At 39.7% G+C, this 22,685-nt stretch carries 22 protein-coding genes; 7 read left to right on the top strand and 15 right to left on the bottom strand.

Annotated features, from left to right (window positions below; translation table 11 throughout):
- Positions 1-93: 93 nt before the first annotated feature.
- Positions 94-756, top strand: a complete 663-nt coding sequence (locus tag IPZ59_RS13460) for a metallophosphoesterase family protein (protein ID WP_236136571.1) — start codon at positions 94-96, stop codon at positions 754-756.
- Here the strand turns inward: IPZ59_RS13460 and IPZ59_RS13455 are convergent.
- Genes IPZ59_RS13455 through IPZ59_RS13435 form a run of 5 tightly spaced genes read right to left on the bottom strand, consistent with a single transcriptional unit; the run spans position 753 to position 4,363 of the window.
- The gene (locus tag IPZ59_RS13455; protein WP_236136570.1) at positions 753-2,225 is read right to left on the bottom strand and encodes an ATP-binding cassette domain-containing protein; all 1,473 of its coding nucleotides are present in this window, start codon (positions 2,223-2,225) and stop codon (positions 753-755) included. The two genes, IPZ59_RS13460 and IPZ59_RS13455, sit on opposite strands and share 4 nt — an antisense overlap.
- A complete protein-coding gene (dtd, locus tag IPZ59_RS13450; protein WP_236136569.1) occupies positions 2,225-2,677 on the bottom strand; it encodes a D-aminoacyl-tRNA deacylase in 453 nt (150 codons plus the stop codon). Before dtd ends, IPZ59_RS13455 begins: the two co-directional genes overlap by 1 nt.
- A 1-nt stretch (position 2,678) precedes the next feature.
- Positions 2,679-3,395 (bottom strand): Rossmann-fold NAD(P)-binding domain-containing protein, encoded by a 717-nt coding sequence (locus IPZ59_RS13445; protein WP_236136568.1) that lies wholly within the window; start codon positions 3,393-3,395, stop codon positions 2,679-2,681.
- A 7-nt stretch (positions 3,396-3,402) separates the two neighbouring features.
- Positions 3,403-3,873, bottom strand: coding sequence for a YkvA family protein (locus IPZ59_RS13440; protein WP_236136567.1), 471 nt, complete (start codon positions 3,871-3,873; stop codon positions 3,403-3,405).
- Positions 3,842-4,363, bottom strand: coding sequence for a DUF7935 family protein (locus IPZ59_RS13435; RefSeq protein ID WP_236136566.1), 522 nt, complete (start codon positions 4,361-4,363; stop codon positions 3,842-3,844). The genes IPZ59_RS13440 and IPZ59_RS13435 overlap by 32 nt, the downstream gene beginning before the upstream one ends.
- A 117-nt stretch (positions 4,364-4,480) precedes the next feature.
- Here IPZ59_RS13435 and IPZ59_RS13430 point away from each other — a divergent pair, with 117 nt between their 5' ends.
- The 5 genes from IPZ59_RS13430 to IPZ59_RS13410 all read left to right on the top strand — a co-directional run bounded on the left by IPZ59_RS13430 (position 4,481) and on the right by IPZ59_RS13410 (position 7,448).
- Positions 4,481-4,777, top strand: coding sequence for a HesB/IscA family protein (locus IPZ59_RS13430; protein WP_236136565.1), 297 nt, complete (start codon positions 4,481-4,483; stop codon positions 4,775-4,777).
- A 338-nt stretch (positions 4,778-5,115) separates the two neighbouring features.
- The gene (locus tag IPZ59_RS13425; RefSeq protein WP_236136564.1) at positions 5,116-5,385 is read left to right on the top strand and encodes a LuxR C-terminal-related transcriptional regulator; all 270 of its coding nucleotides are present in this window, start codon (positions 5,116-5,118) and stop codon (positions 5,383-5,385) included.
- Positions 5,386-5,531: 146 nt separating this feature from the next.
- Positions 5,532-6,143: a hypothetical protein gene (locus IPZ59_RS13420; RefSeq protein WP_236136563.1), complete on the top strand. Its 612-nt coding sequence runs from the start codon at positions 5,532-5,534 to the stop codon at positions 6,141-6,143.
- Positions 6,133-7,242, top strand: a complete 1,110-nt coding sequence (locus tag IPZ59_RS13415) for a hypothetical protein (RefSeq protein ID WP_236136562.1) — start codon at positions 6,133-6,135, stop codon at positions 7,240-7,242. Before IPZ59_RS13420 ends, IPZ59_RS13415 begins: the two co-directional genes overlap by 11 nt.
- Before the next feature lie 5 nt (positions 7,243-7,247).
- On the top strand, positions 7,248-7,448 hold the full coding sequence (locus tag IPZ59_RS13410; RefSeq protein WP_236136561.1) for a hypothetical protein: 201 nt from the start codon (positions 7,248-7,250) through the stop codon (positions 7,446-7,448).
- Between the two features lie 35 nt (positions 7,449-7,483).
- On the opposite strand, the gene IPZ59_RS13405 is transcribed toward IPZ59_RS13410, so the two are convergent.
- From IPZ59_RS13405 to IPZ59_RS13375, 7 genes are all read right to left on the bottom strand, one after another.
- On the bottom strand, positions 7,484-8,887 hold the full coding sequence (locus IPZ59_RS13405) for an ImmA/IrrE family metallo-endopeptidase (protein WP_236136560.1): 1,404 nt from the start codon (positions 8,885-8,887) through the stop codon (positions 7,484-7,486).
- 120 nt (positions 8,888-9,007) lie between these two features.
- Positions 9,008-10,645 carry a type I restriction-modification system subunit M gene (locus IPZ59_RS13400; protein WP_236136559.1) on the bottom strand — a complete coding sequence of 546 codons (1,638 nt, stop codon included), beginning with the start codon at positions 10,643-10,645 and terminating at the stop codon, positions 9,008-9,010.
- Complete coding sequence (locus tag IPZ59_RS13395; protein ID WP_236136558.1) at positions 10,642-11,739, bottom strand: AAA family ATPase; 1,098 nt, start codon at positions 11,737-11,739, stop codon at positions 10,642-10,644. Before IPZ59_RS13395 ends, IPZ59_RS13400 begins: the two co-directional genes overlap by 4 nt.
- Before the next feature lies 1 nt (position 11,740).
- Complete coding sequence (locus IPZ59_RS13390; protein ID WP_236136557.1) at positions 11,741-13,027, bottom strand: restriction endonuclease subunit S; 1,287 nt, start codon at positions 13,025-13,027, stop codon at positions 11,741-11,743.
- The gene (locus tag IPZ59_RS13385) at positions 13,020-15,995 is read right to left on the bottom strand and encodes a type I restriction endonuclease subunit R (protein ID WP_236136556.1); all 2,976 of its coding nucleotides are present in this window, start codon (positions 15,993-15,995) and stop codon (positions 13,020-13,022) included. The genes IPZ59_RS13390 and IPZ59_RS13385 overlap by 8 nt, the downstream gene beginning before the upstream one ends.
- Before the next feature lie 605 nt (positions 15,996-16,600).
- A complete protein-coding gene (locus IPZ59_RS13380) occupies positions 16,601-17,551 on the bottom strand; it encodes a DUF4625 domain-containing protein (protein WP_236136555.1) in 951 nt (316 codons plus the stop codon).
- An 87-nt stretch (positions 17,552-17,638) separates the two neighbouring features.
- Positions 17,639-19,924, bottom strand: a complete 2,286-nt coding sequence (locus IPZ59_RS13375) for a TonB-dependent receptor (protein WP_236136554.1) — start codon at positions 19,922-19,924, stop codon at positions 17,639-17,641.
- Between the two features lie 250 nt (positions 19,925-20,174).
- Between IPZ59_RS13375 and IPZ59_RS13370 the strand changes: the two genes are divergently transcribed.
- Positions 20,175-20,654, top strand: a complete 480-nt coding sequence (locus IPZ59_RS13370) for a DUF4442 domain-containing protein (protein WP_236136553.1) — start codon at positions 20,175-20,177, stop codon at positions 20,652-20,654.
- Positions 20,655-20,887: 233 nt separating this feature from the next.
- Here IPZ59_RS13370 and IPZ59_RS13365 read toward each other — a convergent pair whose 3' ends face one another.
- From IPZ59_RS13365 to IPZ59_RS13355, 3 genes are read right to left on the bottom strand one after another with little or no spacing between them, the layout of a single operon-like run.
- On the bottom strand, positions 20,888-21,355 hold the full coding sequence (locus IPZ59_RS13365; RefSeq protein WP_236136552.1) for a hypothetical protein: 468 nt from the start codon (positions 21,353-21,355) through the stop codon (positions 20,888-20,890).
- Positions 21,356-21,366: 11 nt separating this feature from the next.
- A complete protein-coding gene (locus tag IPZ59_RS13360) occupies positions 21,367-21,972 on the bottom strand; it encodes a hypothetical protein (protein WP_236136551.1) in 606 nt (201 codons plus the stop codon).
- Between the two features lie 2 nt (positions 21,973-21,974).
- On the bottom strand, positions 21,975-22,616 hold the full coding sequence (locus tag IPZ59_RS13355; protein ID WP_236136550.1) for a DUF4136 domain-containing protein: 642 nt from the start codon (positions 22,614-22,616) through the stop codon (positions 21,975-21,977).
- Positions 22,617-22,685: the final 69 nt, after the last annotated feature.

Raw genomic sequence — 22,685 nt, 5'->3', positions numbered from 1 at the left:
ACAATTTACATACTTTTTCGCACATAAATCAAGTACCTTTTTTCTGTACCTAGCTAAAAATGTATATTGCGGAAAATTTAGTGGCAATTGATCATGATGGATTTGTTTGTAATCGGAGACGTGCACGGTTGTTTCCACACTTATTTGACGCTCATGGATCAATGGGATCCAAAAAAAGAGCAATTAATTCAGGTAGGTGATTTGGTTGACCGTGGAAACTTTTCTCCCGAAACCATTCGATTGGCCTTTGAATTGAAAAACACATTCAAGCGTTCCGTACATTTCATTCGTGGCAATCACGAGCAATTGCTGTTGGAACATATTCATGAGCCCAAACTGGATCATTGGCTTTACAATGGTGGTCAAGAAACCTTGGCGCAATTTGAAAAATCGGAACTTGATATAGAATTTTATGCCAATTGGATCAATACTCTCCCTTTTTACTGGGAAAATAAAGAGGTATTAATTTCTCATGCAGGAGTCAGTAGTTTTCATCCTGATTTGTACCATTCCAATCATACTGAGTCTGTATTGTGGAATAGAAAACCCCTGAAAAACATAGGCAGATTGCAAATCCATGGACACACGCCAGTCCTTACCGGTCAGCCTCAGTATAATCAAGAATCAAATTCATGGAACATTGATACAGCTGCTTTTAGAGGATTAGCACTTACTGGCATTAAGTTAAAGGCTAATGGAACGTTGAAAGAAATCATTACACTTCCCACTCTTCCAAAAGATATTCAAAAACCTTAACTCGGCTTAAGCTCTAGTATTTTTGTAACTCCACGGGGTATATCTTCTTCATAATGTGATACATAAATCAATCCGACGGAAGATAATTCTAATACAGCCTCTAATAAAAATTTAAATCGCGTCCGCTGTTCAATATCCAACCCCTGTGCACCTTCATCTACAATTAATAGTTGTGGGGATTTTATCAAGGCTCGAGCTAGTAGTAGAATCCGCTGATCCGCTAATGGTAACTGTTGAAAGGGAATGTGTGCCTTAGAATTCAGCTTTAAAAACCCCAACCATTGAGAAGCTTTTAATTCCTGTTCTGGATTTGACTTTTTGAACAAGCCCATGGTATCGTAAAATCCGGACAGCAGTACTTTCCAAACTGTTTGATTTCTGGGAAAAAAACGACTGAGCTCCGGGGCTACAAAACCTGTGGGCTTTTTCACTTCCCAAATACTCTCTCCTGTACCCCGTTTGCGGTCAAATAACACAATATGGTTGGCATAAGCTTGAGGGTGTTCACCTATGAGTAAGCTTATCAGCGTAGATTTTCCAGATCCATTAGGTCCTTTTAATAGCCAACGCTCTCCAGGTTTTACCTCCCAAGACAGTTCTCGTAAAATCCATTTTTCCCCATAGCGTACAGATACTTTTTCTAATCGAACCAAAGATTGTACAGGTGCATAATTTTTTGGTTCAAATAAATCTCGAAGTTTTTCCTTCGTTAGTAAAGGATAAGGATCCTCTTTTTTGAATGAAATTCGTTGAATAAATTTTCTATCCACTACTTCCAAAAACCTGTCCTTAAGCATGGCAATATGCGTCAAAGATTCCGGGATTTCAGAAGGGATGGTGCTCATCAGGATATGTACACCCGCTGCTTGAATTGCCTGAAGAATTTGATTAAATGAAGCCCTTGTTTGCACGTCTAATCCAGTCATAGGATGGTCCATTAGCAAGAGTTTGGGCTGCTGCATCAAAGCCGAGGCTATAGCCAATCGCCTAGATTCTCCATTAGATAACTTGATCAGGGATTCTTTTTGCAGGTGCTCCAAGCGCAACAGTTGAATTACATGAGAAAGTGTCCAATAACCACTTCGCTTGGGGGTATTTTTCAGATAATCTTCCACCGAAACGGTGTCCTCAGAATCCATAGAATTGAATCGTTGTTGGTAGTAAAAATTTTGAAGATTGGATTTGTTTCGAAACGGATACTCCTGCCCTACATAAGCAATTAAATCCCGAAAAGAAAAAACCTCTCCTAGACTGCCTTTGTCAAGAGCATACGTACGAACAAAGGGCCTTTCAATTTTACCCGATACCACTGATCGGTTTCCCAATAATAACTGTAAAAAATCGGTCAGCTCCTGACCTTGATCTCCAATGATTGCCCAATGTTCCCTTTCATTCCAAGTAAAATTCAGGTTTTCAAACAAGACCTGTTGTCCATGATGAACGCTCACTTGGTGAAACTGTAGCAACATTAAACTTTGTTTTTACTGTCGATGATAATAGTAACTGGCCCATCGTTTATCAACGAAACTTTCATGTCTGCCCCGAATTCTCCTGTTTGGATAGCTTTGCCTAAATCACTTTCCAAAACTTGGATAAATCGCTCATACATAGGAATAGCAGTATCAGGTTTTGCCGCTTTGATGTAGGAAGGGCGATTGCCTTTTTTGGTACTAGCAAGCAGGGTAAACTGAGAAATCAATAAAATATCGCCTCCAGAGTCCAATATGCTTTTATTCATCACCCCTTGCTCGTCAGGGAAGATTCGCAGATGGACAATTTTTTTACTCAACCAATCCATATCATCCTGTGCATCCGCTTCCTCAATACCCAGTAAGATCATCAGACCTGCACCAATAATACCTTTAATCTCCCCATTAATACATACAGTGGATTCTGAAACCCGTTGAATAACTGCTATCATATCAATACATAACCATTTCAGCGTTTGCAATCACTTGAACTTTAACGGATTTTGCCTGATTGGCATGATCAAGCATGGCTTTTGCAACTTGATGGTCGTAGATTGGTCTGTATTTTTTATAAATGTTAAACCATACCATTGGCTTGGTAATTATTTTTGCAAACTCTTCTCCCAGTCGGAACTCGGATCGATTGCCTAACAGTAAAGAAGGTTGCATGAGTCCCAGATAGTCAAAAGGAATTACCTTTAAATCTTCTTCAACCTCCCCTTTTACCTTATTGTAAAAAACTTTGGACATGGGGTCTGCTCCAATTGCCGAAACATACATATATCTGCTTACACCCTGTTGATGTAACCAAGCAGCAGATTTCACTACATAGTCATGATCAATTTCATAAAATTTCTGCTGACTTCCCGCTTGCTTGATTGTCGTTCCTAACGAACAAAAAGCATGCATGGATATTGATTTTTGAGAGATTTTTTCCCAAAGGGGGAATAATTGCCCCCCTAGGTCTTCTTCTCGAAGCATGTGTTCAAGATTCCATAAAGCGGCATTGCTAAAATCTCCCGACACCTGAATGAGTTTGTGATGTTTGAGTGCTAATTTCCTTCTCCCAATTGAAATGACATAAGCATAGCGTTCATCCTGAAGCAATTGATGCATCAACTGTTTTCCAATCAATCCAGATGTGCCTATAATAAATGCAAGTTGATTCATGATAAATTTATTTGTTAAGTCCTTTTCTCGACATGTCTTGATTTTTCTCCCAAGCTAAAAATTCATCTACTTCGTGTTTGATGGCATTGTACACTGCTATTAATACCGATAAATCATCCGCAAAGCCTATCACAGGCATTACATCTGGAATAATATCCAAAGGCGATACGAAATAGACAAGTCCTAACACCATCAACATTAGTGATTTGGAAGAAACCTTAAAATCTCCTTTTTTATGTGCTTGAATCATTCGTTTAAAGACCAAAATAGGCTCCATTGCCTCTATGACCTTGGGATGATGGCTGACTTGCTCCAACTTTATCCTCACCTGCTGCTGTAATTTCTTCAATCCACCCTCTTCTCCTATGATTCGTTCTGCCTGCCGCTGATACATCAGTTTGGCTTTGGAAAAAAAATCAGTGGTATGATCGAAAAATGAAGTCATATTAAAAGAAAATGCGGATTTCGTTTTTAACATTTTTTAAAGCCACTTGGATGGCATCTGAGCGTTGATCTAAAGATAACTGAAAAATCCGCTTAGCCAAGTCGATTCCTCTTGCATCCTCGGGTATATCTTGCAAGGCCGTATTGCAAAGCGTGACAACCGATTCTGTAGCAGCCCGAACAGACTCCCATGTTTGGTCTGAGAAATATACCTGCTGGGCAAGATTATGGTTAAACTCCTCTCTGATTTCAGACATTAACTGCCTATGTAAATCCGCTGCTGAAAATGTAGGATTATTGACTCTTCGAATAAGATTGTTTGGAGTAATCCGCTCTAAAAGCAAACACAAGCGCTCTCCAGCTTGTAACCTGATGGGCAAAATCGTTTCTGTATTTTTGGTTTTTAGATTTACCAACAGTTTTTCCCGCTCTTTATTTAGAAATGACATGACCATCAGGTACATGCCATAAATAACTAATGCTGCGGGCAAAACAATTTTCAAGACATCTGCAATATACTCCATGCGTTATGTTAAATTAAGTTTCGAATATCCGAAATTATTGAGCAGGATAAAACCTTGTTTTTAGTATTTTTGAGGTTGAATGGTGAACTTGATTACGAAAAATAGACTTAAAAGGTCATGATTGTACCGATAAAAATAACTGAAAAGGCTCAGATAGAGATTAAAAATATCATGCAGCACAAGAATATCCCAGCTAACTATGCCCTTCGTGTAGGCGTGAAGGGAGGCGGCTGCGGAGGCATGGCCTATCAACTCGGTTTCGACAAAGCCAAAGAGGGCGATCAGCAATTCCATGTGGATGGGATACCTGTGTTGGTTGAAAAGAAGCACTATATGTTTCTGATGGGCATGTTGGTGGATTTTTATGAAGGAAATGATGCAAGGGGATTTACGTTTGTGAAGGATGAAGGATAAAGGCGGATGGTTGAAGAAGCGAGATGCGAGAGGCTAGAGATTAGATTTTAGAAACAAGAGAGGTTTATCTAGACAATTTTTTAATTTAAAAAAATCCATTTGAACCAATCAATCCCTTCCATCTGCGACCAATCTGTTCAATCCCCTAGATCTGCGAGAACAAAAATTACCCCAATTGGGGTATAGCATAACCCCTAGTAATTGAATAATTTTAAGTATTGAAATTTTGTCTAAGTGAAAAGTGCAAAATTTTGTATGGAATCATTTAAATCACCAACCTTTTTATCATAAAACTTTTCAAGCCTTTACATTCCCAGTAGAAGCATTTGCTTAGCATCATGCTTCCAAGTATCATGCTCACATTTATGGGTTTCGGCGCATCTTGGGTATATGTAGGGGCCATGAAACAGGCTTACAAAAAAGTTCTCGTCGGCCAACTGGACAATAAGGACTCCCAACTCGACCTCCAAGCCAAACTCGAAACTCTCTCCCGTAACGAACGGGAAGTGCTCAACCTTATCCTTCAACACAAAAGCAACCAACAAATCAGTGACGAGCTATTTTTTTCCTCCAGCACGCTAAAATCCTATATCGACTATAGGAAGTGAGTAAGCGGCAGGAGATATGGGAGGTTTTTGGGTGAGGGAGGGGTTTGAAAAAGGGTTGAGGAGTGAAAATCAACCTTTTTTGGTATCTAAATTACTTTTACACCTCAGATCTAATAAAAATATTTGAAAAATTTTAACCTGACACTATGCGAATTTATTTTGTTTTTGTTCTCTTGCTTTTGATCGGATGCCAAAGCACAAAAGAACTTCATTATTTAAAACAAGGCGACAACTATTATCGCCTTAAAATAAATCAACATGCGTTTTTATCAAGTTCAAGATATATGTCTGGAGAATTTGACCAAGATGCTGTAAATTATTTTTTCAGTGAAATATCTAGACCCGATTCTGCAAAAATAATATCAAAACCAATTAAAAAAATTCTACCTAATGGAAATTCTGTCTTAAATGACAAGTCATTAGTATTCATTCTTTCTACTAATTCCAATGAAGTAACCGATCAGATTGGTGCTTTTTCTTCAAATGAAGAGACACTAAAAACAATTACCAGTATAACGAGAAAAGAATCCATTTCAGTTGTTAATAACATTCGTTTGGAAAGAGAAGCTTTAGATAAGAAAAATAAAGATTTAGCAGAATTAACAAAAGAGTACATCAAATTGATTGAAACAAATCCAACAGGAGATGCCTTGACTGTTTTATTATCTTACATTAATCATATAGGATTTTTAAATGGAAGAAAAACGGCATTCGAAAATTTATCAGATGCTCAAAATTGGTTTATCAATGAATATTAAAAAGATTCAAATCGTAACTATCCTATTCTTGCTGTCTTCATGTTATTCAAAAATGAAAATAACGGTTGATACGTTCGATAAGAGGGCTCTAATTAATTCAGTCGATTATACAGAAGCGAGAATTAAAAATTTAGAAAATGTGTTAAACCAAAAAATTCACTCATTGGATAAAAATTATTTGACTCTATCCGATGAGTTAATTAAAACTGTAACTCAAAATCAACAGGTTTCTCTTAATGGACAACTCCAAAACTCGATTAAATCGGAACTGAATAAACTAAAAAATGAACCATATACCTATTATACAAAAGCGATTGATACTTTGAACATAAATCTAAATGTAGTTAAAGATTCCAAATTCATTAGTTATATGGAATCTTTAGAAAGCCTTGGAGATAAGGCTTATCGGGACGGAATAAATGATTTAATTCAAAAGTTAAAAGAATTAGGAATAACAGATGTAAATGTAAGTAAAGACCTTATTACCAAAAGTTTTTGGAATCCTTCGTTCTCTAGTCAATCAAGCTTTGGTGAATCAATATATTCAGATCAGTTTTCATACTTAATAACAAGAGCTCCTAATAAATATTGGAGAAAATACAAAACCAATGTTAACTTAAATTCAAGTGCAGATAGGGATATGGGAAAGCTAAAAGCAAGATACAATAAAGCAAAGGCATGCACTTTTTTTGGTAATTCAGATATTGCAATAAAAATGGACAATCCTGGAACCTTCACAGTTAAGGGTGTTAGAATGGATGCTAACGAGTCTATAAAAACTTCATTTAAGGTCCTTAACCAAGGAATAAAATACCTTGGTTATTCTGCAGGCGTACCGATAAATGGTTCTTCTATACTAGGGATGGAAACAAATGAAAATTCAGAAATGTTCACTTCCTTAAGTTACATTGAAAGCATGAGAACTGAGCTGCTCAGAGAAAGTGAAAGAACTGAAAATATCTCCAAAGCATTTTTAATTTCAATAATTGAAAATGGAAAGTCATTAGAGAATCTAAATTTGAACGAGGAACAACGAAAAACAATTATTAATAATATAAAAATTCTTCAAACTCTTTATGAGAAACAATTAATTAAGTGATAGCTATGAGGTTTCAAAAAAATGATTGGGTTACTTTAAATAAAACACAATATTTCTCTGATGGCATTAATATTCCAATAGGAACTAGTGGTCAAATTAAAAGCGCAGGACAGATCATTGGTGGTGAAGAGTTTTATTCTGTTGAATTTGTCAACAATTTTGGAATCCGAATAATTTGGGGAGGCGACTTAATTCATTTTCAATAGGCTGAGGCTTTGCCGATTTTTTACATTTTGGGCAATTAATATCCAATACTTTTAAAATCAATTAAATCTAATTCTTCAATTTGAATCGCCATTGCTTCTATAGATACTTTGAATTGGTTGGCAAGAGAATCAAATGATTTACCTGAATAAGTGGAGGTAGAGGCGATAAAACGGGAAAGATGCCTTTTTTCTTTGTACTCCTTTTGTAAATCACTGAGACTGATTCCTAAATGAAATGCCACATCCTCATTTATCTTGAGTTTTTCGGTATGAAACCTAGCTAAAAACTGCGCCTTCATTTCTTTTCGGGGCATAAGGAAAAAAGCAGCGAATTTATCTGCCTGAACTTCTATGGAATCTCTTCGTGGGTTATCAATCCGCGAATCTAATTCTCTATCCCGATGGAGCAACCTTAAATTATTGTGATGAAGAATGGCATGGCCGAGCTCATGAGCCATTGTATATCGTTGAACCGGTGGAGAAAACTTAGTTGCTACCCGTACTATTTTTTTGACATTGTCAATTGCTCCTGCAGTCTCTTTTGTACCATCAAAATCATTAAACACCCCAAGGCTTGGGACCTTTTTGATATCATAACCCAAAAAGTTAAAAGCTAACTCAGCATTAGTAACGGAATCAAGGTCTTTGGATGTCGAGTCATTAAAAAGCTGTAACTGGAATGCCCGAACCGTTTTTTCAATTTCACTAACATTTACCTTGGATAAGACATTACCAATTTTAAACTGAGAATGTTTCGCCTTTTCTATTTGTCTTTGAAGGACCTTTATTTTGATTTGGGCTTCAGAGTAGGTTTTAAAATAGTCTGATCGAATCTTGTCAATCTCCAACTCAAGGTCATCAAACTCTTCGTGTCCGATAAGCTGCCTAAGGTTTAATTCGGCAATATGCAGGCTACCAATAATTACTGAAAGGGAGTTTTGGATTGCCAATGCTGAGTCTCCTCTCGCACCCTTAAAACCATTCAAAAAAACATAAAGCCCCTCTCTAGCAATTTCATGAGATAGCTTTGCGATCTCAATTACAATTTTTGTAGCTGAAAGATGATCTTGGTCTAACTTGGATTTTACCTTAAGAAACTTGTTAGGAATTCCTTCCTCAATTTCAGATTTCAGATGGTCACGAAGTTTCCGAGTCTTTATTACTTCGTCAAATACAATGTAATCATCATGAAAAAGCTGGTTTAGTCGTGGTATATACACATTTTCAATTTTCTCCTTTAAAACCTGCATTTGAGCCCACTCATGACCATACTTTTCTTTTTTATTCGGCTTCAATGTTATTTTTATGACTGTTAAGAGCAGTTGCGCATTAACCATCACTTGCAAAGCGGCCGAACTTCCTGAACCTGGAATGTGCTTTCCAGCTCCAATTTTTTCCAGCATTTGGGCTACTGATATTTTTGAAAAATCTATTTTCATTCTTGTAACTAGATAAACCGGTTTAAACTTCCCTAAAAATACAACTAAAAAAATTTTTTAATCGATTGGGAATCCAAATCTGAAAATATTTTTACATTTTAAGTCTGCCCATCACATATTTCATATCTCCCTCAACCCCAACTCCCTCAAAAACTTGTTATGCTTCTCCCTTGCCTCCTTGGATCTTCGGTTGATATCGACTAGTCTATCATGAACTTCTTCTAAATCAATGATCTCTTCGGCTTGTGTGGTGCTCACATAGCGGGAGATATTGAGATTCCAATCGTTTTTCTCAATTTCCTCCATGGAGACCCGTCGGGAGTACTGTTCCTCTTCCTTTCGGAACTGATAGGTCTCCACGATTTTCTTGATGTCGTTAGGTTCTTGACCTTTCCCTTCTCTCAAGACGTTTTGTCGCTTTCCTTTTTCGTAATGCTCAGCAGCATTAATAAACAAAACGTCTTCAAACCGCTTGCAACGCTTCAGGACAAGAATACAAACCGGAATCCCGGTGGAGAAAAACAGGTTTGCAGGAAGGCCGATGACGGTATCGATATGCCCGTCTTTCAGCAACTTGGTTCGGATGCGTTCTTCGGCTCCTCCCCGGAACAAAACCCCATGAGGAAGGATTATTGCCATGGTTCCTTCCATACTCAGGAAGTGAAACCCATGGAGCAAAAAGGCGAAATCTGCCGCTGACTTCGGTGCCAGGCCATAATTCTTAAATCGGAAATTCTCCGCCAAGGAATCCTTCGGCTCCCAGCGGTAGCTAAAAGGAGGATTGGCGACGATGGCGTCAAACTCAATCTTTTTGCTTGGGTTCTGCTCATTTAATATTGGCCAATCGTTGGTCAGGGTATCGCCGTGGAAGATTTCAAACTCGGTGTCTTTGACTCCATGCAGGAGCATGTTCATCCGGGCGAGGTTGTAAGTGGTGATGTTCTTTTCCTGCCCATAGATTTTGCCGATGCCGTTTTTTCCCATGTGACGGCGTACATTCAGGAGCAAGGAACCCGAACCACAGGTAAAATCCAGCACCTTGTTGATCTTGGATTTTTTCCCGGAAGCGGGGTCTTGGCTATCCAATACCACAATCTCCGAGAGGATGGTTGAAACCTGCTGTGGTGTATAGAATTCCCCTGCCTTCTTGCCCGAACCAGAAGCAAACTGGCCTATTAAATATTCATAGGCATTTCCAAGGGTATCGGTTGAGGTAGTAAACTGTGCTATTCCTTCTGAAATCTTTTGAATGATCCCGCACAGGCGTTCATTTCGCTCCGTATAGTTCTTGCCCAACTTTTCCGAATACAGATTAATCTCGGAGAAGAGTCCCTGGAAGGTGCTGTCAAAGGATTGGTTTTCGATGTATTTGAATCCTTTCTCTAAGATATGAAGCAGTTCTGAATCTTGAGTTCGTGCCAATTCTGAGATATTCGACCAAAGGTATTTTGGTTCTATAACATAGTGCACTCTACGACGCATCATTAATTCAAATGCCTCGATATCATCAGGATTTTCGTTATACCAAATTTCCAAAGGTGAAGAAACCTTCAATTTCCTCATTACATCTTCAGGCGTTTCTGGATAGTCTTTTCCTAATTCTTTTTTGACTGCCTCGACATAATTGTCAGAAAGATAGCGCAAAAAGAGAAAGGAAAGCATATAATCCCGGAAATCATCCGCATTCATGGCTCCACGAAGCTGATCGGCTATATCCCAAAGGGTTTTTCCTAATTGATTTTGGTCTTGTTTGGTCATGATGGGGTAGAGGTACTTGGTTCGTCGAAGAGTTCTTCGTTAAATTTATAGTTCGTGAGAAAGTTGTAAAAGATCTGTCGGAAGTATCGCTTGTTTTCTTCAACCATTTCCGTGGGTTCAAAGAGGGAATAGCCTCCATGATTTAAGATATTTACCAATCTGGAATGAAGCTCGCCTTCATCGTCTGGATCATCGATTTCCATGCAATCTGAAAACTTGGTGAATCCATGGAAATTTGCTGCCTTTTCCAAGATGGTTCGAAGCAAGCTGAAATGGTAGGTATAAAGCCTATCCTCATCCACTGCTTTTTTTAATTCTTGGATAAAGGAAATGTGATAGATAAAAGGTGTATCGGTGGTATCCTTAATTTCATAGCCCCCTCTTACTTTTTTGAGAAATAGTTTTTTCGCCCCACGAAACTCATTGCTCAACACATTGAAAAACAATGCGTGGTGCGTAGAGATAAAGGTTTTGACTTCACTATCAGGATTTTTGAGCATTTTGGCCAAGTGGTGGGCAACGGCAATCGCATTGTTATCATCCAGCGAGGAAATAGGATCGTCGATGTAAATGTACTTTACCCAATCGTAGGACTCTTGCTTGTCCACTGCCAACTGGGCAACTGCCAAAAAGAAACACCAGATAAACAAGTTCTCTTCCCCTCGAGAGATCTTGATGTTTTCTTGGATTTCTGTGGCATCATTGACCCGAACTTCCCTGACAAATTTTACTTTCCAGTTTTCATAATCGATAAAGAAATCAAAATCAGCATATTTCAGAAGAAGTGGTTTGATCCGGTTTTCCATTTCCAAGTCTTGGAGACCTTCAAAAAATCGAGAATTGGGATTCAATTGAAGCACTCGTTCGGTATCATTTTCCAGATCATTATCCCAAGAAAATAAGTCCTCAGTAAAGGCATTAAAATAAAGGGTATCAGCCGAATCCTCGGTCTTTCCTAGATTTTTGAATTCCATGGAGAGCCGGGTTTTTCCTGTTCCATTATAGGCAAACAATAACGTAAAGCTCTTTTCTAGACCTCTTAAATGAGAAGCTAGATCGGTAAGGGAAGGATAAAAAGTAATAGAGTTAGGCATATTAAGACTCTAATTGAGGAAACAATTGCTGAAGTAATCCTTTTTTATGTGATTTTAGGGATTCGATTTTTTCTGATTGTGAATTGATGGAACTATCAATTAGTTTAAGAAAGGAAGATATTTTTTCTTGCTCCTGTATTTTAGGAGGAAATCCAATTTCAAAATCATCAATTTGTTTTGAACTTATGTGAGGAATTCCTGAACTCGTATTTACTTTGTCAACATAGTCTCTAAATCTTTGTGATAGAAAATTTTGATACATATAGTCTAAATCAGAATTTTTAGCCCTAATTCTGGCAACTCTTTGGATCAAAATAGATCCTTGATCATTCCTAGTTATTTGAGCAACATTTTTTCCAACTTTAGAACCATCCATTCCTATAACAATATCATTTTCTGCCAAAAAGTATTTATCAAGTCCTATATTATCTCCTTTGTAATATTTATCAATTTCAATTGAATGCCGAATCTGTCCCTCAGTGATATTTATTCCCCTGAGAATAGAAACTCCTGATGTATCATCCGTGATATCTTCACTTTTAATTGGAATTCCTGTAATCAAATCAATATTATCTTTTACACTTTTTATCACCCACTCCCCACTATCCTTAAATTCCGGAAATCGAAGTTTGGGTACCGTTTCTCCATCGGCAGGGAAGAGCTGCTGCATCAGGCCCTTTTTATGGGCTTGGAGGCCTTCCAAGCGCTCCGTCTCCGCCTGAATCAACTCATCCAAGGAAGAAAGACAATCGGCGATTTTTTGTTGTTCTTCTTTTTTGGATGGTGTTGGAAGAATTATTTTGAAAAAGTTGGCAGGACTAATATTTAAAAGTCCATCCATCCGGGCACCACTTGTTATGTATTTGGTAAGCTGTTTCCCATGAAAATTGCTTTCAAAGTAGCCTTGATAAAAATCAGGAACCACACTTGGTTTAAATCGAAAACAGATAAATGAATTTGGTGCTGCTCCTTCATTATACTCCTTTAACTTGTAAATACACCCTTGTGGAAATTTTTTCGAGTTTCCTTTATTATAGGCGAATTCTCCTTTCTTTAGCTTTATATAGTTTTTGTATTGTTGTCCTGAAATATCTCTGCTAAACTTTTCCTTTTGAGATACAAAGCCTATTCCTGCAGAAATACTTATAGTTTCAAGTTCAGAATCTCCAGCTTTTTCCTGGATTCGATCAGAGATTTCTTCTAATTCTGGTAAATCCCATTCAGGTTCCGAAAGAAATTCAGGAAACCTCAAATTTGGGGTCAGGCCTTTTCTTTTAATACTACTCATACGCTGCTAATCCAGATATTTCACGGCCATGGGCCAATTTTTTAAGGTAGGGTCCCAGTTGTTCCATCAGGGCCAGTTCTTTTTTGGTTCGGTCTTTCCAGCCTAGTTCCAAGGGGGCAAGCAGTTCGCTCAGCCGATCCCCGTCGAAGATCATTCGGTTGAGAATTGCCGAAACAAAGGCTTGCAGGGCATCAAAGTCTAGTCCGTGGGTGTCGGCGATTTCAAGAAGGATCTTTTCGGATTTCTCCTTTTTGAAGCGTTCGTAGCCGGATTTGATTTCCTTTTCATTTAGACCCTTACCGACTTGCAGACTATTGATGTATTCGGTGATATCTTCCCGCTCATCCATCAGATTGGCACTTGAACCGAGCAAGTTGATCAGTTGCTCCCGGGTCATCTTCTGCTTGGAAGGCTTGTTTTGCGTGTACTTGGCGATCAGACCCATGATGTAGTCGTAGTCCACCACTGCCGAGGCGAACAGCACTAAGTTGAAATCCAGGGCATCCACCTCCGGAGGAGTGTCCTCTCCGCCCTCATCCTGTTTGCCTTTGAGCCGCTTGGCTGTTTCCAAATATGCGGATTTAAAGGATCGTAGTTCTTCCTCCGGCAAGGTGCTTTCGATTTGTTCCTTGATTTCAGGGGTGAGGTCGGTGTATTGGTCCAGTTGGGTTTTGAGTCGCTGCACCTCCTTGAACTTTTCGATAAACTGAGCCCGCGCGATATCTCCCTTGAGGTTAGCCACTTCCTCCGCCTTGCATTCTACCCCATGAGACTTCATTAAATTAGTAAGCTCTTCCAAGGCTTTTCCAAATTTCTCAAAGACTTTGGGAGCAGGTTCCGCCAGCCAGATTTCTTTGGCTTTGTCCATATCACCTCCTGAAAAGAGGGCGATGGCATCTTCCACATTTTTCTGCTGACCCCGAAAATCCATCACCTGACCATGTGGCTTGCTTCCATTGAGAATCCGGTTGGTACGGGAAAAAGCCTGAATCAAGCCGTGATACTTGAGGTTTTTGTCCACGTAGAGGGTATTCAGGTATTTGGAATCAAAACCTGTCAGGAGCATATCCACGACGATTACCAAGTCAATTTTTTTGGAGTGGGGCACATCGGAGTTGGGATACTTTTGGTCTTTGATCCGCTGCTGCACATCCTGGTAGTATTTGTCAAATTCCCCGATGGAGTGATTCGTGCCATACTGCTCGTTGTAGTCGTTGATGATGCCTTTGAGCGCCAGTTTTTTCTCTTCAGGAGCGACTTGGTTGTCGGCTTTTTCCGTTGGAAGATCTTCCTGAATCTGCTGCACATCCTTGTTTCCTTCTGCCGGAGGTGAAAATACACAGGCGATGTTTAATGGTCGGTATTCTTCATTGGTCGCCAACCGTTGCGCTTGGATGGCTTTGAATAGGTGATAGTACTCGTTGGCATCATTGATCGAGTTGGTCGCCAAGAAGGCATTGAATTTCCTGAAGTTCGTGGCTGCCTCATGTTTTTCCAGAATTGCTTCGATAATGGCCTGCTTGGTTGCAGGGTCATTGACGGTAGGGAGATTTTTCCCATCTCGCTTGAAGTAATCGACATGGAATCGCAGGACATTCTGATCTTCGATGGCATTGGTAATGGTGTATTTGGGTAATTCGTTTTGGAAAATATCCTTAGTGGTCACGTAGCTTCCCACTGTCCCATCGATCTGCTTGTAATTGGCATTTTCTTCAAAAATAGGCGTGCCGGTAAATCCAAAGAGTTGGGCATTCGGGAAAAAATCCTTGATGGCCTTGTGATTATCCCCAAACTGGGAGCGATGACATTCGTCGAAGATAAAGACCAGGCGCTTTTTGCTCAGTGGAGCAAGCTTTTCTTTGTAGTTTTTGGGGTTGTTGGGATCAAGCGCCAAGCCCAATTTTTGGATGGTGGTGACGATGACCTTATTCGCGTGATCATCAGAAAGCATCCTGCGGACCAAAGTACTGGTATGGGTATTTTCCTCGACGCAGTCTTTCTGAAAGCGGTTGAACTCTTCCCGCGTTTGTCGGTCCAAGTCCTTTCGATCCACGACAAACAGGCATTTGGCAATATTGGGATTGTCCTTAAGCAGGGTGGAAGCCTTGAAGGAAGTCAGCGTTTTTCCAGAACCTGTCGTATGCCAGATGTAGCCATTGCCCCGATTTTCCGAAATGGAGTTGAGAATAGCTTTGACTGCGTAAATTTGGTAAGGGCGCATGATGAGGAGTTTTTGCTCCACTTCCACCAAGACCATGTATTTGCTGATCATTTCGGCTAGTTTGCACTTGGCCAGAAACTCTTCCGCAAAGTCATCAATGTTTGTTACCTTCTTGTTGTCAGGTTTCGCCCATTGGTAGACGGGAAGGTATTGCTCGTCGGCGTTGAAGATGAAGTGCTGATTTTTATTGTTCGTGAAGTAGTAGGTCTCTTTTCGATTGCTGACCACAAATAACTGAACAAAGCAAAGGAGTGAGTTGGTGTAGCCATTACCGGGATCACTTTTATAATCCACGATTTGCTGCATAGCCCTTCTGGGACTGATTTGCAGGGTTTTCAGCTCAATTTGTACAACCGGAATACCATTGATCAACAAAAGGACATCGTAGCGGTGACTGCTGTTTTGGGAATTGACCCGAAGCTGATTGATGACTTCAAATTCGTTTTTGCACCAGTCTTTGATATTGACTAGGGTAAAAGCCAAGGGAGTTCCGTCCTCCCGGATAAAGTCATTTTTTTGGCGAAGCAGCTTGGAAGAAAGGAAAACATCTGGCTGAATGATTTTATCCTTCAAGCGCTCAAATTCCGAATCCGTCAGACTGACTTTATTGAGTGCTTCAAACTTTTTCCTGAAATTCAGTTCAAGTGCCTTGCGGTCACGGATATCCTTTCGGTAGGTGTATTTGAGGTCTTGTAGCCTTCCGATAAAGCCATATTCGATTGTTGCTTCGCTTACTATTGAATCCATTCCAAAAAGTTTTCTCCCTATTTTGCTTTGCTAAATAAGTAAAAAACTTCTGTATTCTCATCATACCTCTTGCCATATCCACAATAAATTTAATTCAGTTCATTTTCATTTTTTAAATCACAGAGAAAATCAAAATGGAACCAAAACAATCTTAACGTTCGTGTTTTACGTTTTCATAGCTGCCATAGAATGCATAACTCATTTGGAATATAAGTTTTATAAAATCAAACAATCCTACGATTGCAATTAGACATTGGGTATAATTGAATACTTTAATCTAGCAGTGTGTGCAATTTTTGCACATACTTTTCCATCGAACTATTTCCAAAATGGAAACACTTCTCCCCTACAACATCATATTCCTCTTCCGCTTAGATTCCGTTCTCAGCATCTAAACTATCTCTTGTAATGTCGTAGGGTTAAGCTTTTTTTAAATTTCTCCCCAAATCCATTTTCCATAAAAAAAGAGGACATCCCTGCCCTCTTTTTTTCCTAAACTAAATTGGTATAAACTATCCTTGAGCCGATTGGAGTACTTTTCCAAAGTTTAAATCTCAACCAGCCCGTTTGTTATGGACAAATGTTGGAAAAGCCCCCTATTACAATCAATCTATATGCACCGTAAACGTCTTTTGCGTAACATTTCCTGCTACATCCTCTACCCATACAATCAGGTCTAGATGATCTTCACCGGCAGGAACAGTAATTGCATTTGAACCAGTCAATAGGTCCTCTAAACGTAAGTCAGTAGTGTTTGGTAAAGTTGCTCCAGACATGCCTTGTCTCCAAGTAGAGGAACCCCACATTCTTTCGAAAAACACTTTATCCGATACTCTTGCCATAGCACTATGGTTATGGTTGTGCTCGTGCTCCTCAGCCAATCTGATCCATACAAAACGGATATCTGAACTCAAGGAATGTGTACCCTTAGCAATACTTCCTCTTACATCCAATAATTCACCTGCTTCAGCATCGATTTCACCATTCTTCAAGTTGGTTACAGCCACTTGCGGCGCATAAGCACGCTCGATAAAAAAGGTCGCGATGTAATTACTATCATCTGCAAAACTTGTCTGATTTCCAAAAATATCTACTGCTGAAATGATGATATCATACGGTCCAGCCAATACATTGCCCTGAACTCTAGACGTGGGACCATCCCAATAAATATCCGTAGCCGTGTTATCAACATTTAATCGCTTAGCACCTTGCGGAAATCGAAAAGCAAAATTAGCAGCATCTGCACTGTAAATATCTTTCACATTCAATGCTTCAAACGTATTGGACATACGTGCATGGGTGTGACCATCAAAAGAATTGTGGATATCAACCAATACTTGACCAATACCTGATTCATCCGTGACACTGAATCGGATGTGCATGTGGTCCGTAGTCGCGAGTCTCACCTCATTATTCGCTGGTCTAAATCCATCCCTGCCCTCAGCAAAAGAAATTACTGGTGCTTCACGATCAGCAATCGCTGGATTATCATCATCCGTACAGGCCGAAAAAGCCAACACACAACCCATAGCTAGCAATCCTAGATACTTTCTCATAATTTGATTTTGTTACAATGTTTAATTTGCAATATTGTTGCAAATATAGAAATAGCATTTTAAGCTACAAACTATTCTTTCGTTTTTTTATCGAATTCCTACTGGAATATGGATACTTAGGGAAATATTTCTTCCTTGCTCGGGCAAATTCAGCAACCTATAACGGCTCAAATGGTTGAAATAAACAGCATTTCCTAAGTTTTGACCTGACAATTGAAACTGCAATGGCTGATTTTTTAATTGTAGATCCCAACCCAAACCAGCTTCCCATATTTGGTAGCCTTCGGTTATCCGTTCATTTCTATCCACCCAGTTCTGTGATGCTGCCCAGCGGGATTCCACAAACAGATACATGTTGCGGACGTTTTTGCCCAGAGAAGGGATCTTATATTCCAAACCAGCTAAAGTTGAAAAAGGAGGCGTCAAGGGCAAGGGTAAACCTGTATCCAAGTTGTGATTATACACGTACTCCGCACCAAGGGAAAAGTTCAAATTCTTTACCAACGATACTTGTGACATGAACTCTCCTCCTGTGAAGATGGCATTATTTTGTCTATATTCCCAAAGCAAACTAGCACCTGGCAAAGGAGAAAACCGAGGCGCAGGAGCCAAATAAATGTAATTGTCAAAGTACCCAAAGAACGGACTGATACTCACCAATATTTTCTTTTTGGATAAGGAAATGTTCAAATCAGCTTGATAGCTCCTTTCCGCAGTAAGAGAAGCATTACCTATTTCGTGTCGAAAATTTCCGTGATGTACACCATTGGAAGCCAATTCAATAGGCGTTGGAATTCTGTATGCAGAGCCTAAGTTGAATTTGACATTCACATCATCCTTGTACACCCAAGAAAGCCCCGTACTTCCACTCCAATTGAGGAAAGTGCGGTAAATATCGGCATTGCGTTGCTCAAACTCCCCAGTTGGCTGCATGCGAACAAAAATGGGCTGCAAGTGCTCTTGGATATCATGTATAGCCCCATCCAGTCTCACTCCTCCATTCCATACCAGGTTGGGATTTAAGCGCTGTTCTCTGAAATAGAATACACCTCCTTGTAGGGATTCAAAATTAGGAAGCAGAAACTCAAAACCACTTTGCCTATTAACCGAATGCTGTATATTGAAACCCGCAACAGACTGACCTCCCTCCCCGTGCTGCTGATTCAGGCGAAGGTTTGCCGTGTATACATCCAAATCGAGCGATAACGCCAAATTTCCAAATTCATTTTCTCCCAAGCCTTGGATATGCGGAAAAGAAAACTCCCGACGCTGATTGCGCTGGTAGCCTACATCCAGTTCCATCCAGTTTTTCCCCAACTGAATGGTGTTATTCCAGATCACTTTGTAATGTTGGTTGTCCTGCCTAGGCAAATCAATATTGCGATGATCTCCATCATGTCTTAGATTGTTGATATTGGGAATTCCAACAGCTCCTACAAATATTCCTGCTTGTTGATTAAATCCGCTAACTGTTACGGTTGAAAATCCCCAATCCTTTTGCACACCTCCTGTAAATGAAAAATGTCGCTCACGCCCGGCCGTATTTTTGAGACGGTTATCAAAAATAGGTAACAAAAATCCAGCATAGACAAAATTATCAGCCGGTACTCTGTAATCACTAAAATCCTGGGCAGTAAATCGGGCACGAAAGACGAAATCCTTTTCATTCCCATCCAAAAATACGGAATGGGATATCATATCATTATTAGAGCGATACATACTGGAATAACTTGCCTCAATTTCCCCATGCTGCTGAAATGCGGCAGGAGCAATATTAATCACACCCGCCATTCCATCAGAACCGTAAATCAAAGACGCCGGTCCTTTCACAATTTCCACTCTATCCACGTCAAATGGGTCGATCTCCAAGCCATGATCGGCACCCCATTGCTGTCCTTCCTGCTTGATGCCGCGGTCATTTACCATGATCCGGTTGAAACTCATCCCTCGGATCACAGGCTTGCTGATCCCCACCCCTGTATTAATGGTCGAAATTCCGGGAAGCTTTTCTATGGCATTGGCAAAAGTCCCTCCGTTGTTTCTTTGAATAAAATCCCGATCCAAAATCAAGATGGTTTGGGACTGTTCCAAAGGTCCGTTCTTAAACGGATTAGCTTCCACCGTTAATCCAGCCAACAAAATCTCAGATTCCGCCAACCGAATGCTTAATTCAGCACCCTCCATCCCAACTTCAACATTTTTACTATACGATTTGAAACCCAAATGCGTCACATGTAGGTGATAAATGCCAGGATTCAGATTGGAAAATTGAAAATCCCCTTCCAAGGATGCCACAGTAGATCTCCCCAACTCATGAATGGAAACAATTGCTGCTAAGGGCATCTGCTTGCTATCCGTAACTTTTCCGCTCAAAATCGTTTGACGGCTCTGCGCAGAAGATTCTGCTAGTATCAGGAGGAAAAAGAGGAGTAAAAGAAAATATTTGTTGGGACGCAAGGGAGTTTGCAATAATGTTACAGGTACAAAAGTACAGAATCCTTCAAAAAGTTCAACATTGTTGCAAATAAAATACACTTGCATTTACACGAAAGATCAACCCGCCCGTTAGGAAAAAAAAAGATAATTTTTCTTGTATATTGGGACCTACAAACCAACATATCCTATGACAAAAGAGGCTGAACAATACTTGAGCAGAATGATGAATCCCTTCATTTTTTGGTGGGCCATGCTTTTCAAATTACCATCAGCGGTTTTTTGGAGATTGAAAATCAAGTCCTTATCCTTAGAGAAATGTGAGGTAAGTATCCCCTTCTTTTGGAGAAGTCAAAACCCATTTCAGTCCATCTATTTCGCTGCACTCGCAGGTGCAGCTGAACTCAGCACCGGCGCTTTATGCCAATTAGGCATGGCTGGAAAAGGGAAATTCAGCATGCTCGTAGTGGATTTCCGTGCCGAATACCATAAAAAAGCCAATCAAAAAATCATCTTTACTTGCGACCAAGGAACTGAACTCACCCATTTGATAGACTCCCTACAACCTCAAGATACCGGATCACTCACGATGGTATCCACAGGCCGCAATCCACAAGGAGACATTGTAGCGAAGTTTTATGTTACATGGTCCTTCAAACGAAAAGCTTAGAGTGAACAATGGACAATGAACAGTTGATTAAGAAATTGATAATGAAAAATAAGGAATGAAGGGAAAAGGTAGAGGGTTCGTTTGTTCTATCTTTATTCCCTTAATTCCCTGATGGTTTTTCTTTCCTGTCAGTTGAGTCTGAACTTCTACCGTACAGGTTGCAAGCGCGCCTTTCTTCTACGTCTTTGAGCTTGTCTAAGGGCTTCCTTATTCCTCCTCAATCCTTTTTGCCATTACTTCTTCTCCCCAATAAAGGGCAAACTTTCCGCAATAGCTAAAAGTACTGTATTCTGAATAAATGAATCCAATTGCATAAACTTCGCTGTTTCTGTAGGAGAAACAACTTTATTGAAACGCTTATGATAGCGCTTTTGCAGATTAGCAATGGATACATTGTTGGCAATGATTGCTTTAGCTATTCTATCCGCATCTGCATCAGACAAGGTTTCAAAACTTTCCAAGTAATCATTGATAGTCAAAATGCGTTGCTTGATCAAAGCCCTTCGTTCTCCTTCGTAGCTTTCATAGACCATCCAAAACTGGGATGTTTTCGGAAACCCCATATAGTCTTCGACCAATGCTCTTTTTTCCATGCCAAAAGCACTCTGGATTAAGATAATTTCATCTGCAACGGAACCCTGTGCCCAGCTAAAAAAGGGCGAAACCAACAAAACAAAGAGAATAAGGACTTGATTTTTCATAGAATTATACGTTAGAAATTGAGCATAACAAACCCTAGATTAAAGCCCAAAAATGATTGCGCATCGATAGACTCACTTCCGAAAGTTTGATAATATTTAGTAGATACTTTGATCCCTACATAATTACTTATCTTTAACATTGCACCTAGTTCAGGTCTCAAAGCAACATGTGTTGCAGTTTCTTTTTGAACAAAAATCCCCATATCTGTTTGATGCGTCAAAAAGCTCAAGCCTGCCCCCAAGGAGAGGAAGGGTTTAAATGTGCTGTTGTCTCCTATCACAAAAATATAGGATGGCAGTACCGAAGTTGCAGAGACAGCTCTGAATTGATTTCCGGTTACGGTTACTGTTCCAACCTCTATGCTCTCATTACTCCGCTGATCTGCAAAGCCATTAGTAGCGAATTCAATCCCAAAACCAGATTTTTTGGTCTTCATAAAGTAAGTTTCAAAGCTCACTCCCCTACCCGTGAAATTAGATGCAAAGTTAGCTGTATTTCCCATAGGCAGTGCTGGGGCATAGTTAATTGCAATTATAGTTCCTCCCTGAGCATGTACACTATGGAAAGGTCCAGCAGCGACCATTAAAAAAACGAATATGATCAATAAATTTTTCATAATTACCTGTTGATAGCTGGTGTTTGATTAAAAGCTTGATTGATGCCCTGAATTGCCCGGGTAGTATTATCAGTAATTGACTGACTCAATCCCAAGTTTATTACGCCAACCCAATGGACTAGAAGAGGAGCATTGGGAGTACGGTTTCTGTTATCCACCAATTGCATCAACAGGGTACCCGTATTAAAAGAATTATTGATCAAAGGGTTAAAGTTGGGATATTGGAAGCGTATACCGGGTCCCAATTCGGGAAACCACCATGTCCAAAACTGTGAATCATAATCAAACAAAATCTCCCTCCCCTCTGTCGTTACTGTTGGAAACAGAATATAATCAGGCTGATTTTGAATATTGGTTTGAGTAAATCCTCTTGCATTCATATTATTCCGCATAACATTCAACAACTGCTGATTGGCTACAAAATCTACGCTCGGTGGGCGTTCACCCGGAGTCACCCCATCAGAAGTCAAGATAATTACATTCGGAGGGAGCGCATACGTCATCCCTTGATTGAATTGAAAATCAGGATTAAAGTTAGTGTAGACCACTGTAAGGTCTCGTATATCGTCTGGTTGACTGGTAGGTAAACAAGAAACAAAAAGCAAGCTGACAAAAGCAACTATACTCCAAAAACAAATTTTCATAGTACTATTTTAAAATTTGTACAAATAAAAAGAATTTTATTTTACGACTTACACAAATTAAAAAAAATT

It is taken from the genome of Mongoliitalea daihaiensis, assembly GCF_021596945.1.
In the GTDB taxonomy this organism is placed as follows: Bacteria; Bacteroidota; Bacteroidia; order Cytophagales; family Cyclobacteriaceae; genus Mongoliitalea; species Mongoliitalea daihaiensis.
The sequence above is the reverse complement of the archived record's forward strand: the minus strand, read 5'-3'. Positions and strand labels throughout refer to the sequence as shown.

What these genes read in the sequence shown, in the direction of transcription:
- IPZ59_RS13460 (WP_236136571.1), top strand. Translation starts at nt 94, where the DNA reads ATGATGGATTTGTTTGTAATCGGAGACGTGCACGGTTGTTTCCACACT.
- IPZ59_RS13455 (WP_236136570.1), bottom strand. Translation starts at nt 2,225, where the DNA reads ATGTTGCTACAGTTTCACCAAGTGAGCGTTCATCATGGACAACAGGTC.
- dtd (WP_236136569.1), bottom strand. Translation starts at nt 2,677, where the DNA reads ATGATAGCAGTTATTCAACGGGTTTCAGAATCCACTGTATGTATTAAT.
- IPZ59_RS13445 (WP_236136568.1), bottom strand. Translation starts at nt 3,395, where the DNA reads ATGAATCAACTTGCATTTATTATAGGCACATCTGGATTGATTGGAAAA.
- IPZ59_RS13440 (WP_236136567.1), bottom strand. Translation starts at nt 3,873, where the DNA reads ATGTTAAAAACGAAATCCGCATTTTCTTTTAATATGACTTCATTTTTC.
- IPZ59_RS13435 (WP_236136566.1), bottom strand. Translation starts at nt 4,363, where the DNA reads ATGGAGTATATTGCAGATGTCTTGAAAATTGTTTTGCCCGCAGCATTA.
- IPZ59_RS13430 (WP_236136565.1), top strand. Translation starts at nt 4,481, where the DNA reads ATGATTGTACCGATAAAAATAACTGAAAAGGCTCAGATAGAGATTAAA.
- IPZ59_RS13425 (WP_236136564.1), top strand. Translation starts at nt 5,116, where the DNA reads ATGCTTCCAAGTATCATGCTCACATTTATGGGTTTCGGCGCATCTTGG.
- IPZ59_RS13420 (WP_236136563.1), top strand. Translation starts at nt 5,532, where the DNA reads ATGCGAATTTATTTTGTTTTTGTTCTCTTGCTTTTGATCGGATGCCAA.
- IPZ59_RS13415 (WP_236136562.1), top strand. Translation starts at nt 6,133, where the DNA reads ATGAATATTAAAAAGATTCAAATCGTAACTATCCTATTCTTGCTGTCT.
- IPZ59_RS13410 (WP_236136561.1), top strand. Translation starts at nt 7,248, where the DNA reads ATGAGGTTTCAAAAAAATGATTGGGTTACTTTAAATAAAACACAATAT.
- IPZ59_RS13405 (WP_236136560.1), bottom strand. Translation starts at nt 8,887, where the DNA reads ATGAAAATAGATTTTTCAAAAATATCAGTAGCCCAAATGCTGGAAAAA.
- IPZ59_RS13400 (WP_236136559.1), bottom strand. Translation starts at nt 10,645, where the DNA reads ATGACCAAACAAGACCAAAATCAATTAGGAAAAACCCTTTGGGATATA.
- IPZ59_RS13395 (WP_236136558.1), bottom strand. Translation starts at nt 11,739, where the DNA reads ATGCCTAACTCTATTACTTTTTATCCTTCCCTTACCGATCTAGCTTCT.
- IPZ59_RS13390 (WP_236136557.1), bottom strand. Translation starts at nt 13,027, where the DNA reads ATGAGTAGTATTAAAAGAAAAGGCCTGACCCCAAATTTGAGGTTTCCT.
- IPZ59_RS13385 (WP_236136556.1), bottom strand. Translation starts at nt 15,995, where the DNA reads ATGGATTCAATAGTAAGCGAAGCAACAATCGAATATGGCTTTATCGGA.
- IPZ59_RS13380 (WP_236136555.1), bottom strand. Translation starts at nt 17,551, where the DNA reads ATGAGAAAGTATCTAGGATTGCTAGCTATGGGTTGTGTGTTGGCTTTT.
- IPZ59_RS13370 (WP_236136553.1), top strand. Translation starts at nt 20,175, where the DNA reads ATGACAAAAGAGGCTGAACAATACTTGAGCAGAATGATGAATCCCTTC.
- IPZ59_RS13365 (WP_236136552.1), bottom strand. Translation starts at nt 21,355, where the DNA reads ATGAAAAATCAAGTCCTTATTCTCTTTGTTTTGTTGGTTTCGCCCTTT.
- IPZ59_RS13360 (WP_236136551.1), bottom strand. Translation starts at nt 21,972, where the DNA reads ATGAAAAATTTATTGATCATATTCGTTTTTTTAATGGTCGCTGCTGGA.
- IPZ59_RS13355 (WP_236136550.1), bottom strand. Translation starts at nt 22,616, where the DNA reads ATGAAAATTTGTTTTTGGAGTATAGTTGCTTTTGTCAGCTTGCTTTTT.